13 protein-coding genes are annotated in these 14,538 nt (G+C 43.9%); 7 read left to right on the plus strand and 6 right to left on the minus strand.

Annotated elements, in window-relative coordinates; all coding sequences use genetic code 11:
* Positions 1-18: 18 nt before the first annotated feature.
* Positions 19-1,785 carry a hypothetical protein gene (locus tag HG267_RS32450; protein WP_263419997.1) on the minus strand — a complete coding sequence of 589 codons (1,767 nt, stop codon included), beginning with the start codon at positions 1,783-1,785 and terminating at the stop codon, positions 19-21.
* 280 nt (positions 1,786-2,065) lie between these two features.
* Here HG267_RS32450 and HG267_RS32455 point away from each other — a divergent pair, with 280 nt between their 5' ends.
* Entirely contained in the window at positions 2,066-2,224 is a 159-nt protein-coding gene (locus tag HG267_RS32455) for a transposase (RefSeq protein ID WP_045874587.1), read from the plus strand.
* Between the two features lie 445 nt (positions 2,225-2,669).
* Entirely contained in the window at positions 2,670-3,020 is a 351-nt protein-coding gene (locus HG267_RS32460; RefSeq protein ID WP_052335454.1) for a nitroreductase family protein, read from the plus strand.
* Between the two features lie 108 nt (positions 3,021-3,128).
* On the opposite strand, the gene HG267_RS32465 is transcribed toward HG267_RS32460, so the two are convergent.
* The 5 genes from HG267_RS32465 to HG267_RS32485 form a co-directional block, all read right to left on the minus strand.
* Positions 3,129-4,121 carry an aldo/keto reductase gene (locus HG267_RS32465; protein WP_045874589.1) on the minus strand — a complete coding sequence of 331 codons (993 nt, stop codon included), beginning with the start codon at positions 4,119-4,121 and terminating at the stop codon, positions 3,129-3,131.
* A gap of 139 nt (positions 4,122-4,260) precedes the next feature.
* Complete coding sequence (locus tag HG267_RS32470) at positions 4,261-5,703, minus strand: SidA/IucD/PvdA family monooxygenase (protein WP_045874516.1); 1,443 nt, start codon at positions 5,701-5,703, stop codon at positions 4,261-4,263.
* Positions 5,704-5,782: 79 nt separating this feature from the next.
* Positions 5,783-7,321 carry an amidohydrolase family protein gene (locus HG267_RS32475; protein WP_045874517.1) on the minus strand — a complete coding sequence of 513 codons (1,539 nt, stop codon included), beginning with the start codon at positions 7,319-7,321 and terminating at the stop codon, positions 5,783-5,785.
* Positions 7,322-7,495: 174 nt separating this feature from the next.
* Positions 7,496-8,860, minus strand: coding sequence for an LLM class flavin-dependent oxidoreductase (locus tag HG267_RS32480; RefSeq protein WP_045874590.1), 1,365 nt, complete (start codon positions 8,858-8,860; stop codon positions 7,496-7,498).
* 355 nt (positions 8,861-9,215) lie between these two features.
* Positions 9,216-9,386: a hypothetical protein gene (locus HG267_RS32485; protein WP_155539662.1), complete on the minus strand. Its 171-nt coding sequence runs from the start codon at positions 9,384-9,386 to the stop codon at positions 9,216-9,218.
* A 24-nt stretch (positions 9,387-9,410) separates the two neighbouring features.
* Here HG267_RS32485 and HG267_RS32490 point away from each other — a divergent pair, with 24 nt between their 5' ends.
* From HG267_RS32490 to HG267_RS32510, 5 genes are all read left to right on the plus strand, one after another.
* Positions 9,411-10,667, plus strand: a complete 1,257-nt coding sequence (locus HG267_RS32490; protein ID WP_045874518.1) for an RNA-guided endonuclease InsQ/TnpB family protein — start codon at positions 9,411-9,413, stop codon at positions 10,665-10,667.
* A gap of 3 nt (positions 10,668-10,670) precedes the next feature.
* Complete coding sequence (locus HG267_RS32495) at positions 10,671-11,180, plus strand: bifunctional diaminohydroxyphosphoribosylaminopyrimidine deaminase/5-amino-6-(5-phosphoribosylamino)uracil reductase RibD (protein WP_263419999.1); 510 nt, start codon at positions 10,671-10,673, stop codon at positions 11,178-11,180.
* A gap of 727 nt (positions 11,181-11,907) precedes the next feature.
* Complete coding sequence (locus HG267_RS32500) at positions 11,908-12,708, plus strand: SDR family oxidoreductase (RefSeq protein WP_045874520.1); 801 nt, start codon at positions 11,908-11,910, stop codon at positions 12,706-12,708.
* Between the two features lie 128 nt (positions 12,709-12,836).
* Positions 12,837-13,751, plus strand: coding sequence for a TauD/TfdA dioxygenase family protein (locus HG267_RS32505; protein ID WP_045874521.1), 915 nt, complete (start codon positions 12,837-12,839; stop codon positions 13,749-13,751).
* A gap of 76 nt (positions 13,752-13,827) precedes the next feature.
* On the plus strand, positions 13,828-14,532 hold the full coding sequence (locus tag HG267_RS32510; protein WP_045874522.1) for a hypothetical protein: 705 nt from the start codon (positions 13,828-13,830) through the stop codon (positions 14,530-14,532).
* Positions 14,533-14,538 lie beyond the last annotated feature (6 nt).

Below are 14,538 nucleotides of genomic sequence, written 5' to 3' on the forward strand. Positions count from 1 at the left end.
TCGCGTAATAGAATTTGACTAAGAGGAATTATCTACAAGATTGCTATAAATATCCGAAGGAAGACCAAGCAAACTCATAATTTCCTGTTGTAGAGGGTTTAAAGGAGGAACATAACCAAAACGCTGACCACGGGCTTCAATAATCGTCAAAGTGATATTAGAAAAAGCACGTAACAACCGTTCAGCAGTAGGTTGAGCAGTCCTTTTTTTTGGATGTTCGGGATACAGTCCAGCAAGAGAGTTGACCTCAATAGCAGTTAATTGCCGTCGGACAACAAACTCGATAATTGTCAGCAAACGTAGGGCTAGACTCAGTAAATTAATCAGCCCGGTAACTTGGTCGTCACGTTGCACAAACATGGGAGCAATCGAAAGTGACGCACCCTTGAGACGATGAAAACCACGTTCAGCAATCCATTCGTCTCGATAAGTCAGTACAGCTTGTTCAACTCCTAACAGACTCTTGGGAGCATTGGTGACAAAAGCTCTCCAGCCAAAAGTTTTGTGAGTTTGGGCAATAGCATCTTCATTGCGGATAACAGTCTGAATTTGATACCTAATTTTTCGAGTAATTTGCTTGGGGCGAGATGTGGGACGACCTCGACCAATATAGGTTTCTTCAACAGTTTCTTGGCACTCATAATCGAAACTCAGTAAGCCTTCGACTCGATAAAGGTGCAGAATTTCTGTAGCTTTTTGCAATAAAACCTGTAGGTCGTTGATTTGTCGTTTACCACGACCTTTTTGTGGAGTTAACGCCATCAACTTCTGCTGTGCGTTGTGAAGTCGCTTCTCTAATCCCTGAACCTGTTGTTTTGCAAGTGTTGGTGAGTGAACAATCAACACCCTTTCTTGCCAGCATAGTAATGGCAATTGTTCATCAACCACCTCGACAGGACGACACACCTCATAGCCAGTGGCGATAGTTGTTTCAAGGACATCCAAGTCTGGGCTGGTTTCACTGTTGTGATGAACACTGGTTCGCTTGATATCAATCAGGGGAAATTTACCTGCAACAGCATCATCTACCCAGCCTACAAGAAGTTCTGGAGTTTTACCAACTAGGGATAATGGACATAGGTAGTAATCTCCCTGAATATGTATGTTGCAGCGTGTTGATAGTGAACTCATTTTACAGTCGCCAACAAACAACAACCCTTTTTTGTTCAGTGTGGCAGCAATTTGTTGGTAGGCGGGAATGTACAACCCATCATCTGCTTGTTCTCCAGATACTACCTGAGTGACAAGAGGCATCCCTAATGGGTCTATCATCCCCATCATGAGTTTTACCTGTGGCAAGTTTGGATCATCTTTGCTGTGTCCAAATTGGAATAAACCTGACTCACTGACGAGATGGTGTCCACTAATTGTTGTTGCGTCTAAACGCACTTGCTCCACCGCTAAGTCATAGGCTCGGATAGTGTTTTGCGTGAGACACCGTTCTATTTGTTCCCAAGTTTCGGGCTTGCTTAAACGCTTCAACAGTATTCCTAAACGGTCATCTGTAAAGTCGGTTTCTCGAATGTTGAATCCGCATACTTGCTCTATGGTGTAGTGTCGTTGTTCCACCCATTCCCGAACACGTACTTTTCGGTGGTCGCCCTGTGAGATGATATATGATAACCAAATGCAAGCTACCCATCCCCAATCCAGCCCTTCCTGTTTCCAATGACGTGGCAAATTTTGGTTGAGGATTTCTGGCAGTCCCATTTTTTTCATCACCTCTAGCAGCAGAACCACATCGTCGATTCGTTCTGAGATTATTTGTTGGGGTAAATGTGCCATTTCTCACACTTACCATTAAACCGTTACACCCTACACAACTTTCTTTCTGGCATAAGGGATGCCAAAAACGATCGCCTGCTTAGAGACTCTCCCTTATTTCATCTATTTCACCAAACTCATCCTCGATTGCGCGAACGGTAAGTTACAAAGAAATGTTTGGTGAGTTGCCATCAGAAACACTACGAAGTCATGCTTTTTGATGAAAAGCCTTATAGAACCCATTTGACATCTTATGAGGTTTTGAATTAAGGTACTCCTCAGCATCTAAAATCCAATGCTAATGGCGTATTCCAGCAACCTCACTGATGCAGAATGGGAAATTTTTGAACCCTTATTGCAAGAGATATTACCGACTAAGAAGCAGACTCGACTGACCAACTGGCCAAAGCGAGATATCTTCAATGGGATTCCCTATCAACTAAAAAATGGATGCAATTGATCGCCGTATACAGGAGAAAAAGCCAGTGCTTCGCAAGAACAGTGGGCGATAATGGCTCTTATAAGCATTGATATACTTTGATTTTAACATTTCAAGTAAGAAATTCTCATTTTGAGTTTCTTACTTTGATGTATCTGAGAGCATTTTGACAATCTCCTACAAAAAGCGATCGCTCCCTAAATCAAAATTTTTGAATAAATATTTCATAGTTGCAATTAATTGCAATATTCCGTAACTTCTCGGTTTTTGATTCGCTGATACTTGATTAACTGCTGATGGATGCAGTAGGATAATTAAACTTCGGTTATTACACAGATTTGCCGTAGTATTGAGTATTTATTCTCTAAACAAGTTTTTTAACTGCTCCAAGCCTTTGGCAAGCAGCAATCAAATATGAATCGGTGATGTAGATCTATTCAGTTCATTACCCAGGAAATTCACTCAAATGACGCAGAAACTTGCTCCTACGCAATACCCTGTTCATGAATTCATTCGCAGTCGTTGGAGTCCTAGAGCTTTTAGCGATCGCGCTGTTGAACCAGAGAAACTACTATCTTTTTTAGAAGCGGCGCGTTGGGCACCTTCTTCTTTCAACCATCAGCCTTGGAGCTTTATTATTGCTACCAAAGATGATACAACAGAATACAACCGTCTACTCAGTACTTTAGTAGAGTTTAATCAAGGATGGGCGAAAAATGCTCCGGTATTGATCCTTGCGATCGCAAAGATTCGTACTGATGATGGAAAGACAAACAATTTGACTTACATCTTTTGGCTGAAATTCTCGCAGAATTAAGCGTTTTGTTTCTATGGAAAACATTCTGGCTACAGTAGCTCAAGGGTGACAAAAAGAAAAAAATAGACGGCTGAACAAACCGTCTGCTGATATTACATCAATTTATAACTAACGCACAGCATCACCTTTGCGATATTCTGCGGTGATATCGTCTAATTTTTGTTTCAAATTGTCATCGAGTTTGACTTCAATTGCTTTGAGAGTGTCATTCAATTGTTCTGGACGACTAGCGCCAATAATGGGAGCAGTAATAATCGGATTAGCCAAAACCCAAGCTAATGATAAAGTAGTGAGGGATAATCCAGCTAAATCTGCGACTGTACGTAATTCTTCTACAGTATTAAACTCGCGATCGCGCCAATAACGATCTTGATAACGTTCTGCGGCTAAACCCAAGGTAAAACGAGTTCCTTGGGTGGGGCCTTGAGCAAGATTATGTTTACCAGTCAGTAATCCTCCTGCCAAAGGATTGTAAGGAATTACACCAAGTCCTTCTTCTTGCGCTAGGGGTAACAATTCGCGCTCAATCTCGCGGAACAATAAATTATAGCGGGGCTGAATCGAGATAAAGCGAGTTAAATTTCGCACATCAGCCCGACCTAAAGCACGGCTGAGTCGGTAAGCTAAGAAATTAGAAACCCCGATGTAACGTGCTTTACCTGAACGAACTATGATGTCTAAGGCTTCGAGAGTTTCATCTAAGGGAGTTGACGTATCATCAGAGTGTAATTGATACAAATCAACGTAATCGGTTCCCAAGCGTTTGAGGGAAGCATCGATTGCATCTAAAAGATGTTTGCGTGAAGCACCCTGATCCCAAGGTGCAGAGCCTACTTTGCCTACAGCTTTGGTAGCCAGTATAAAATGTTCGCGTTTACCTTTGAGCCAGCGACCAATTATTTCTTCAGTGCGTCCGGCTGTGGCTATTCCGCCACCCAATGGATAAACATCGGCTGTATCTAAAAAATTGATACCAGCATCGGCGGCTGTATCGAGAATTACTCTGGAAGTTTCTTTCTGCAATCCAAAGGTCATCGTACCAAGAACAAGGCGCGAAACTGTCAAGCCAGTTTTACCGAGATTTGTGGTAGGTAATGTCATAGTGATGATTGGGCATGGGGCATTGGGCATTGGGCATTGATTATTTTTTCTCTGCGAACTCTGCGCCTCTGTGGTTTAAAAGTAATTTATTTACCGCAGAGGACGCAGAGAACACAGAGGAAAGAGGGACTACCCAGACTCAGCTAACGGCAACCTTAGCTGGCTGTTTCCATACTGCGGCGGCGTACAATGAGTCTTCAAAGTCGGGGGCGATGTTATTACCAGTAATCCGTGCTTCATGCTGTTCCCAATCAGCGAAGAATAAATCCTCGCTGATGCGGGAAACTATTGCAGGGATGTCACGGCGAATGCTGGGTACATCACCAATTGGCAAGCCGAAGCTGACAAAACCAGCCGGATTGAAGACATGAATGTTTTTGAGGTAAGGCGCAGTACCAGGTACTTTCTCTAGGTATTCGTGGGCTTTGCCAAGGTAAGGGTGCGTTCCTAAATCGTCGTCGTGCTGTTCTGTTGGTGGCTGATAGCGATCGCGCCACAAAGCAATATGTTGCGAAAACTCGGCTAGTTCGGGGCGCTTTGTGGGATCGACAAAGTAACCAGTACCAGCGATCGCAAAATCAAACTCGAAAACATCATCTTTCACTTGGGCAACAATGCGATCGCCTTTTTCCTGGGCTGATTTCCAAGGTGCAGATAGATGCAGGTAAAAATTAGGAAAGGCGATTACCCTTTCTATTGCATCAGGTGGCGGTGTGGAACCTACTTGCCGAAATCGCCAAGCTTGAAACCACCGAGCCGAATCGGATAGTTCTGGATAGTTGAAGTAAGCACCGGGATAGCCACGCACGCGATTGATTGGTAAAGATGCGATCGCCTCTCTTCGTGCAAACAAATGTACTTCCTTGGCTCCCGATTCCAGCGCTACCCCAGCAGCATCGAAAGCTGAAGCCGCCGCACCCAGCACCGCTACAGTCTTACCGCGCAGTGCTTCAAAGTCAATCAACTCGGAGGTATGTGCATACAAATTGCAAGGTAAATCAGCCAGTACAGGCGGTATATACGCGCCACCAGTACCAGCCACACCGTTAGCGAAGATAATTTTGCGGGTAGTTTCTATCTGCGATACACCGTTTACCTCAAGGTGTAGGCGCAAGAAACCTTCAGCAGGCTCAACTCTGACTAACTTTGTCCGGTAACGTACTGAAATACCGAGAAACTGCCGATACCAACTCAGATATTCAGCCCAGAGTACTCTGGGAATCCGGTCAATTGCTGCGTAGGCTTCAGCACCATGTCGCGCTTCATACCAAGCTTGAAAGGATAATTCCGGAATACCTAATTCCGGGCCTGGTAGGTTCTTCGGCGTGCGGAGCTTTTTCATTCTGGCTCGTGTTAACCACACGCCAGCAAGGCTTTCATCTTCGGCGGCATCAATTACTGTTACGCGACCGATACCTGCACGCCGGAGCGCAAACGCAAAGACACTACCGCTACCACTACCACCAACAATTGTGACATTATGATCGATACCTGGGCGATCGCTCACCCAGTTTTCCGGATCGGAGCCGATGAGACGTAGTGCCTCACGAGCGCGAAAATCTAGGTCAGTTGTTGTTGTCATGTCGATTTCCCGTTATGGATTGGGGGACAAGGAGGACAAATAGAGAAATTCCAATGCCCAATGCCCCATGCCCTATTCCCTATGCTCTAGCAAAGCTTTTATCTAGTTGTGGTGATTGGATTTGAGCTACTTGGGATTCGATAGCTGTGCCCTTGAAGAAGTTGGAGTTAGCTTCGGTGTAGAACTTGTAGGGATTAGCGAATACGTAAGCTTTGAAGTCAGCTTCGGAAATTACGCCTTCTTTCACCAACTCCCAGCTTTCTGCCAGAGGATCTGTCAAATCGGGTACATCCCAGTGACCGACATCTGAGGAATAGATGGCGTTAATTTTCACGTTTAAGGGATTGGCTTTATCGTTGAATGCTGCGCCGATGGTGCGATCGTCAGATTCAGAACCAAAGAAGAAGCTATTCACCCAGCGATCGCGAATATCTTCAATGCTTTCAATTCCAGCTGCGGCAAAATCTTCTAGTTCCTTACCCACTGGTTGACGGCTATGACGCGCAAAGGAAGAACCCAACACAATCTTGGCTAATTCTTCTTTGTTGAAGGAATACCCTTGTGTAATTTCGCCACCGAAGCGTGCAAACAACTCGAATAACTCATCAGCATTTGCCAAATCTGGGTTGTAGTTTTGTAGCCCCTGAAGATTACGCTTAGAGTAACGATCTACTAAATGAATGTAGACATGAGCGCCCCAATCTGCACCACCTTCAAGCATTCCGATACGCAATTGTGGGAAGCGTTTGGTAACACCACCAAAGAACAACGCCTTCGCAAAAGCTTGGGAACCATCGGCAAAGTGACCGATATGGTTATTCATGTAGTTACTGATGGAGGAGCGACCAGTCCAACCTTGACTGCCGTAGTGGGTAGTAATGGGCACACCCAACTCTACAGCTTTCGCCCAGAATGGATCGTAGTCATATTCGCTATCTAAACCAAAGAAGTCTATGTAAGAAGCATATCTAGCAACTTCTGGGAATTTATCAGCGGGATATTTATCTGCGATCGCTTTAATTGGTCGTTTTACACCACCAGGAATATTTGCTACTTTTAAGCCTAGTGTATTTACTGCAAATTCTAATTCCTCAATCGCTTCTTGAGGAGTAGTCATGGGGATACCAGCTACCACCGTCAGGCGATCGCTATATTTGCGGTATAAATCGGCATGATAGTGGTTAACGGCTCTTTGCAGTGCTTGGCGATTCTCTGGGCTAGCTCCAGCAGGCGCAAGGACATTATTAGGAAACAGTACAGAATAATCTGAACCTTGTTCTGCCTGACGTTCATACAGTAATTCTGGCAGGATATATGTAGCTAAATCGAGAGTATTTTTAGTTACTCTCGCCCACCAAGGCGAACGAATTGTGCGATTGTATTGACGTTCTTCTGGAGTTTGTTGATACCAGTCTTTACCATTTGCTTTGGAGTTCAGACGAGATGATTCCGCCTTGCATAATTCGTCTACAAGTTTTGCACCGCCATATTTAGCAATGTAATCTTCCAGCGCTGGTGTGAAATCGTTGGTATGAACGTCGGTATCAATTACAGGATAATCTAGAGTGGCTCTGATGGCTGCGGAGGGTGAGGTTTTTAGTCTGCTATATTCAGTCATTTTCTTTCCTTATTTTTGGCTAAGATTTTTAGGGTATGCAGAACATGAGGCGCACCTCAAAATGGTGGCGGTCTGCAAACAGAGGGCTTGAAGCAGTTGAGCTTAAGCATTGATCAAATGTTTATAAATCTTGTGTGGTAAGTATCTTGCCCGTCATTATGCAAGTTAGGTATATCAGACCGACACCAGTCGCTCATTGGCTTTTTGAGCAGCAAAATGATTACCTGGGCGACGCAAACCCAGGTTTTCACGTAAAGTACTACCCTCGTATTCAGTCCGAAATAGGCCGCGTTTTTGTAGGACGGGGAAAACTAAATTTACGAACTCATCTAATCCTGTAGGTAGTATAGGAGGCATGATATTAAAGCCATCTGCCGCACCGTTGTTAAACCATTCTTCTAGTTGATCAGCAATGGTTTCGGGAGTACCCAGTATGGTGCGATGACCTCTTGCAGTAGAGAGAGAGAGGTACAACTGACGCAGTGTCAAACTCCCGCGAGTAGCTAAATCCTTAACTAGTTTCAGACGGCTCTTATTAGTGTTGGTATCGCTGGGTAGTTCTGGCGCTATATCATCTAAAGAATATTTCGACAGATCTACACCTTTGTAATAGTTTTTGAGAATGCCCCAAGCAACATCGGGATGAATCAAAGATTGCAGAAACTCGTATTTTTCTTGAGCTTCTTCCTCTGTGCGTCCAATGATGGGGAAAGCACCAGGCATGATTTTCAGGTCATCGGGAGAGCGTCCGTATTTCGCCAATCTACCTTTGACATCGGCATAAAATTCCTGAGCATCTGCGAGGGTTTGATTAGCGGTGAAAATTACTTCAGCAGTACGCGCAGCTAAATCTCGCCCAGCTTCCGAGGCTCCAGCTTGCACAATCACCGGGTAGCCTTGAGGCGGACGACCAACGTTTAAGGGGCCTTTAACAGAGAAATGTTTACCTTTATGGTTGAGTACATGCAGCTTATCTGTATCGAAATAAATGCCTGATTCTCTGTCACGAATAAAGGCATCATCATCCCAACTATCCCACAGTCCTTTGACTACTTCGACAAATTCTTCCGCCCGTTCATAACGCAGGCTGTGATCTGGGTGATGCTCAAGTCCAAAATTAGCTGCGGCGTTATCATTACCTGTGGTGACTACATTCCAACCGGCGCGTCCTTTACTCAAGTAATCTAAAGAAGCGAACTTACGAGCGAGGGTGTAGGGTTCTTCGTATGTAGTCGAGGCGGTAGCGATGAAACCGATGTTTTGAGTTACGGAAGACAAAGCAGAGAAAAGAGTCACAGGCTCGAAATGGACAATCTTGCCATTACGACTCTGATTTTCGGGAGCGCTACCCCAAACTCCTGGACTATCTGCGAGAAAAACTGCATCAAATAAGCCGCGTTGGGCTGTCTGGGTAATTTCCTTGTAATGCTCGAAATTCAACCCAGCGTCTATTTGTGTATCAGGATGTCGCCATGCAGAGACATGATGTCCAGTGGCTTGAATAAATGCACCTAAACGAAACTGACGTTTTTTGCTCATCCGCTTTTCTCTATTCTTAATAGTGCTATCGCTCATACAGCGCATAGCAAATCACTCCTTTAGTAACATCAGTCTTTGACTGCTGCTACAAAAGTTTGGCTGATTCTTAACTGCTCAAAATTTATCTATTGGCTTGATAGCCTTGTATTTTGGATGGCTGATTTATAAAATCCTTTTCCTGTAAAGCTTTGAGTTAGTTGTGTGAGGCGTTCAGGTATTCACCTAATTACCAGACACTAAACATAAAGCTTACACAATACATCCAAAAAAATATGTGCTGGCAAACACAAGTATATGATATACGAATAATTAGGTTATCAAACATTAAATATTGCAAAGTATCTGGGAGCAGGGATTAGAGGGTTATCAGTTGATTACCTAAAAACAACAATTCATCTCGCCGCCAAACTTCGTTGTGGCGGCGAGATGAATTGTTGGCTAAAAACGAAACACCCTTAACTGAATCAAACCGTAGGTTTGACAGGGCAAAGGGTAGTTGAGTTTTTAGCAATATTTGTGATATCATTACGTCAATAAGTTTAACGTAATAATGCTGGTATTTGAGGCAAAACTTGAAGGAACAAACGAGCAGTATCAATCGCTGGATGAGGCGATTAGAACTGCTCGTTTTGTCCGTAATGCTTGCCTGAGGTACTGGATGGACAACCGGGATATCGGCAGATATGAGTTGAGTGCTTATTGCGCTGTACTCGCTGCCGACGAAAATTTTCCTTGGGCGAGCAAACTCAACTCGATGGCTAGACAAGCTAGTGCCGAAAGAGCGTGGAGTGCAATTGCTAGATTTTTTGATAATTGCAAGAAATCCAAACCAGGTTTGAAAGGTTATCCACGGTTCAAAAAAGAACAGACGCATGGGAGTGTTGAATATAAAACATCTGGATGGAAGCTCTCTGATGACCGTCGCTATATAACTTTTAACGATGGTTTTCAAGCAGGAACTTTCAAACTCTGGGGAACCCGTGATTTGCACTTCTACCAGTTGAAACAGTTCAAGCGAGTGCGGATTGTGCGTCGCGCTGATGGCTACTACGCGCAGTTTTGCATTGACCAAGAACGAATTGAAAAGCGAGAACCAACAGGTAAAACTCTTGGGCTTGATGTTGGACTCAACCACTTTTTGACCGATAGTCAAGGCAATACAGTTGATAATCCTAGACACCTTCGCAAGAGCGAGAAGTCTTTGAAACGACTGCAACGCCGTTTTTCCAAAACAAAGAAAGGTTCCAAAAATAGAGCCAAGTTCACAAATAAATTGGCTCGTAAACACCTCAAAGTCAGTAGGCAGCGTAAAGACTTTGCAGTGAAGACAGCAAGGTGCGTAGTCCAGTCTAGCGACTTGGTAGCCTATGAGGATTTGAAGGTGCGGAACATGGTGAGGAATAGACACCTTGCCAAGTCGATTAGTGATGCAGCATGGACGCAGTTTAGCCAATGGGTTGAGTATTTTGGCAAAGTTTTTGGTGTGGTCACGGTCGCCGTGCCACCTCATGGAACTAGCCAAAATTGCTCTAATTGCGGTGAGATTGTGAAAAAATCCCTTAGCGCTAGAACTCATATTTGCCCCCATTGTGGAACCTTATTAGACCGCGACCATAATGCTGCACGAAACATACTTGAGATTGGACTACGCCACTTCTCTCAAGTCGGCGGAGCCGCCCACGAGAGTGGCTCCCGTACCGTGGGGCACACGGGAACGCTTAACGCCTCTGGAGACATCGACCTCTGCGTGAGTGAGGAAACTCCCTCAAGTAAGTCGAGTCCAAGAAAGAGGAAATCCAAGAAGTGATTTTTGGAATCCCCCACTGCATTCGGTACTCCGAATCAGTGGTGGGAGGATGTCAAACAGATATTCAAGAATATGAACGATAAATATATGCTGGCTGCTCTAGCTCACAGCAAAAAAGCTTTACCAAAATGCTTACCTAATCCACCGATAGGTTGTGTCATAGTCCATACTGGCGAGATAGTAGCACTAGGATATACGCATTCACCAGGAAAGCACCATGCTGAGGCTGATGCACTCAGCTACATTCAAGGTCAAGATTTACCGTTTTTGCAAATGTACGTTACTCTTGAACCTTGTTCTTTTCAAGGACGCACACCCTCTTGTGCTTTGGCGATCGCAAAAGATCCACGCATTCAAGAAATATATGTCTCGCTAGTTGATCCAGATCCGCGCAATCAAGGTAAGGGATTAGATATTCTCCAAGCAGCAGGGAAAAAGGTTCATCTCGGGTTATGTGCTGATGAAGTGAATCATTTTCTAGAAAAATATCTATTAAATGGTTTGAAAATGTAAAAGTATTTCGTCATCTTTGCCAAATAATAAATAATTTTGAGCGATGGAAAACATCTCTCGGAACTTTATTGAGGACAAGGGTCTTTGCTTCTTCTACAGCTAAAAAAGTTATCTCGCTGGGTATTATGAGATGCAAATACATCTTTATACCAAATCAAATAATATTTGCGACACATCAATATATTCCAGAGGGCAAGGCAGTGCCTTGCACCTACAATCTGTCGCATTCTTTTTAAAATTGGTATTATATTGCGTTGGTGCATTGCGCTAGACGAAAATGCACTATACATTATTCATACTGTGTAATTATAGTTAATAAAGTTGATATTTTAGGTATACTTTTCTCATTAATTTTTAATTACTACTAATTCAAATATAAATATTAAACTGTATATTTTTGATAAATATATAATCCTCACAAATGATTTTTATTTTTAATAAAAAATCGAAATTTAGATAGTAAATTTGAACGTTTACCAGACAATTTGCAAATATTTAGAAAAGCTAAATGTGTAAAATTATGCTTGAAAAAGTCCGGTTATACGGTGCTTGATTATTAAGATTGTCTATGATAATTTCTTCTACAGTTATAAAATACATTAAATCTACTGATTTACCGTATTTAGGTAATTCATTAACCTAGCCACAGCTATGTGGAGTTGAGAATCACTAGGTTATCTGTTGCAGACAGTACATAGCCAGACCAACAAATCTAGGAATTCATCTCATGAGCTTAGAACTCAAGCTAGCAGGTAAAACAGCAATTGTCACAGGTGGTAGTGCGGGTATTGGATTAGCGATCGCCAAAGCCCTTTATAGTGAAGGTGTGAATGTGGTTATTGCAGCTCGTAACCCCGAACGATTAGAGAATGCTGTGAGTGCAATCCAGTCCCTACCGACACCAGGGGCGAAAGTCATCTCTATCAGCGCAGATTTGACTCAGGCAGAAAGCGTCGATAAAGTTGTCTCAACCACACTGGCACAGTTTGGTCAGATTGATATCTTAGTCAATAATGCTGGGTCAGCCCGTGCTGGGTCATTCCTCAACCTCAGCGATGATGTATTTCTAGATGCTTGGAACTTAAAACTGTTGGGCTACATTCGCCTAGTTAAAGCAGTTGTTCCCCATCAAAAGAGCCGAGGGGATGGAAGAATCGTCAATATTATCGGCGGTGCTGGACGCACACCTCGCCCCAGCTTCCTTCCTGGTGGTACAACCAACGCCGCCTTACTCAACTTCACAAAGGGAATTTCTAAAGAATTAGCCGAGTACAACATTCGGATTAATGCCATTTCGCCTGGTGCTACTGCTACCGAACGCGCTGAACGCTTGGCAGAACAAAATGCCCAAGCACGAGGAATTACAGTTGAGCAAGCAAAAGCCGAAACTCTACAAGCTATTCCCCTCAAGAGAATCGCCCAACCAGAAGACATTGCCTCATTGACACTATTTTTAGTCTCAGACCTCGCTGCTTCAATTACAGGCGCAGAGATTATTGTTGATGGTGGAAGTACGCCAGGGGTGTAGGGAATTGGGCATGGGGCATAGGGCATGGGGCATTGATAATTGAATTTCTCCCCTAGCCCTCAATCCCCAGTCCCCAGTCCCCAGTCCCCAGTCCCCAGTCCCCAATCCCCAATACAAAGATAAAAACAATGACTTCAAAATACTTTGATATCAAACCAATCGCCGGACGTATCGGTGCAAAAATTATCGGTGTAGATTTGAGTAGTAATCTCAGCGATGAAATTATCAGCGATATTCGCAAAGCCTTAGTTAAATACAAAGTTATCTTTTTCCGGGAACAGAATATTGATGCTAACCAGCAAATAGCTTTTGCTCGTCGGTTTGGGGAATTGACTACAGCTCACCCCACTGTACCCTCACTTCCAGATAACCCAGAAATTCTTGACCTGAACTACAGCAAAACTGTAGCACGTGCGAATAACTGGCATACAGATGTGACATTTGTAGACCGTCCGCCGCTTGGTTCTGTATTGCGGGCGTTGGTTATTCCTCCATCGGGTGGTGATACGATTTGGGCAAACTCCGTTACAGCTTACCAAGATTTACCAACTCCATTGCGTGACCTTGCAGATCAACTTTGGGCAGTACATAGCAACGCCTATGACTATGCAGCAGCTGTAGTGGATCTACCAGAAGCAGTCAGAGCTTACCGTGATGTCTTCACTTCAACTGTATACGAAACCTTGCACCCAGTTGTACGCGTTCATCCGGAATCTGGTGAACGGGGATTATTTATTGGTGGTTTTGTGCGCCGCATTCGGGGTTTATCACAAAATGAATCCGACGAAATCATCAAATTATTGCAGGCTTATGTGACTCGCCCAGAAAATACAGTGCGTTGGCGCTGGAAAGTTGGTGACGTAGCTTTCTGGGATAACCGTGCTACTCAACATTATGCGATCGCAGATTACGGCGATCAACCCCGCCATGTTCAGCGAATCACCATCGTTGGCGATATCCCAGTTGGTATTGATGGTAAACAAAGCGAAGCCATCAAAGGTGATTCTTCTGTATATAACCGCCGCGAACCAGCTTTAGCATAAGCGATTGGGAACTGGAAATTTCTCTGTTTCCTTTACCCTACCTCTTCTGATTTTTCTGGGCTGATTACCGTCGTCTATGACTCCTACACGTGCAACTGTTCTCGCAATAATAGCTGATACTCTGATTGAACGTGCTGCGTCTGTGCCTTCTCGTGTTTTGCTGGTAGCAATAACAGGTATTACTGCCAGTGGAAAATCCACCTTTGCTAAGGAGCTAGAGCAAGTCCTAACCAGTCGTGGGCGAAACTGTGTCAACATTGCTGTTGATGATTTCCATAACCCTCGTTCTTTGCGTCACCGCCAGGGTCGTGATTCCGCCGAAGGCTATTATTTCGATGCTTACAACTATCCGTTGCTCAAAAAACTGGTGCTTGACCCACTTGGGTCTGGAAGTAATCTTATTTACCAAGCACGGGGTTTTGACTTAGAAACAGATGCTTTGGTAGTAGAGGAGCCGCAGTCAGCCAATCCTGGAGACATCTTTCTTTTTGCTGCTAGCTTTTTACTGCGACCAGAACTAGTTTCTTACTTTGATTATCGTGTTTACCTAGATACAGATTTTGAGGTAGCCGAGCAGCGTGGGGTTAAAAGAGATGAGGCTCGACTTGGGTCTTGGGAAAATGCCATCCGTTTGTATCGTCAGCGCTATCATGCTGCACAAAAAATTTATTTTGCAGAATCAAATCCTATGCAGCATATTGATGCCTTAGTGAAAAACAACAATTTAGAAGAACCTATTCTCTTCTTCAGAGCAAATCGCCAGGTACGAGAATCTATCTAACACGTC

Origin of the sequence: Tolypothrix sp. PCC 7601 (genome assembly GCF_025677855.1) — a bacterium.
Lineage (GTDB): Bacteria > Cyanobacteriota > Cyanobacteriia > Cyanobacteriales > Nostocaceae > Aulosira > Aulosira diplosiphon.

Bases quoted from the DNA above. Each gene is read 5' to 3' on its own strand.
- HG267_RS32450 (WP_263419997.1), bottom strand. From the start codon at position 1,785: ATGGCACATTTACCCCAACAAATAATCTCAGAACGAATCGACGATGTG.
- HG267_RS32455 (WP_045874587.1), top strand. From the start codon at position 2,066: ATGGCGTATTCCAGCAACCTCACTGATGCAGAATGGGAAATTTTTGAA.
- HG267_RS32460 (WP_052335454.1), top strand. From the start codon at position 2,670: ATGACGCAGAAACTTGCTCCTACGCAATACCCTGTTCATGAATTCATT.
- HG267_RS32465 (WP_045874589.1), bottom strand. From the start codon at position 4,121: ATGACATTACCTACCACAAATCTCGGTAAAACTGGCTTGACAGTTTCG.
- HG267_RS32470 (WP_045874516.1), bottom strand. From the start codon at position 5,703: ATGACAACAACAACTGACCTAGATTTTCGCGCTCGTGAGGCACTACGT.
- HG267_RS32475 (WP_045874517.1), bottom strand. From the start codon at position 7,321: ATGACTGAATATAGCAGACTAAAAACCTCACCCTCCGCAGCCATCAGA.
- HG267_RS32480 (WP_045874590.1), bottom strand. From the start codon at position 8,860: ATGAGCAAAAAACGTCAGTTTCGTTTAGGTGCATTTATTCAAGCCACT.
- HG267_RS32485 (WP_155539662.1), bottom strand. From the start codon at position 9,386: ATGATATCACAAATATTGCTAAAAACTCAACTACCCTTTGCCCTGTCA.
- HG267_RS32490 (WP_045874518.1), top strand. From the start codon at position 9,411: ATGCTGGTATTTGAGGCAAAACTTGAAGGAACAAACGAGCAGTATCAA.
- HG267_RS32500 (WP_045874520.1), top strand. From the start codon at position 11,908: ATGAGCTTAGAACTCAAGCTAGCAGGTAAAACAGCAATTGTCACAGGT.
- HG267_RS32505 (WP_045874521.1), top strand. From the start codon at position 12,837: ATGACTTCAAAATACTTTGATATCAAACCAATCGCCGGACGTATCGGT.
- HG267_RS32510 (WP_045874522.1), top strand. From the start codon at position 13,828: ATGACTCCTACACGTGCAACTGTTCTCGCAATAATAGCTGATACTCTG.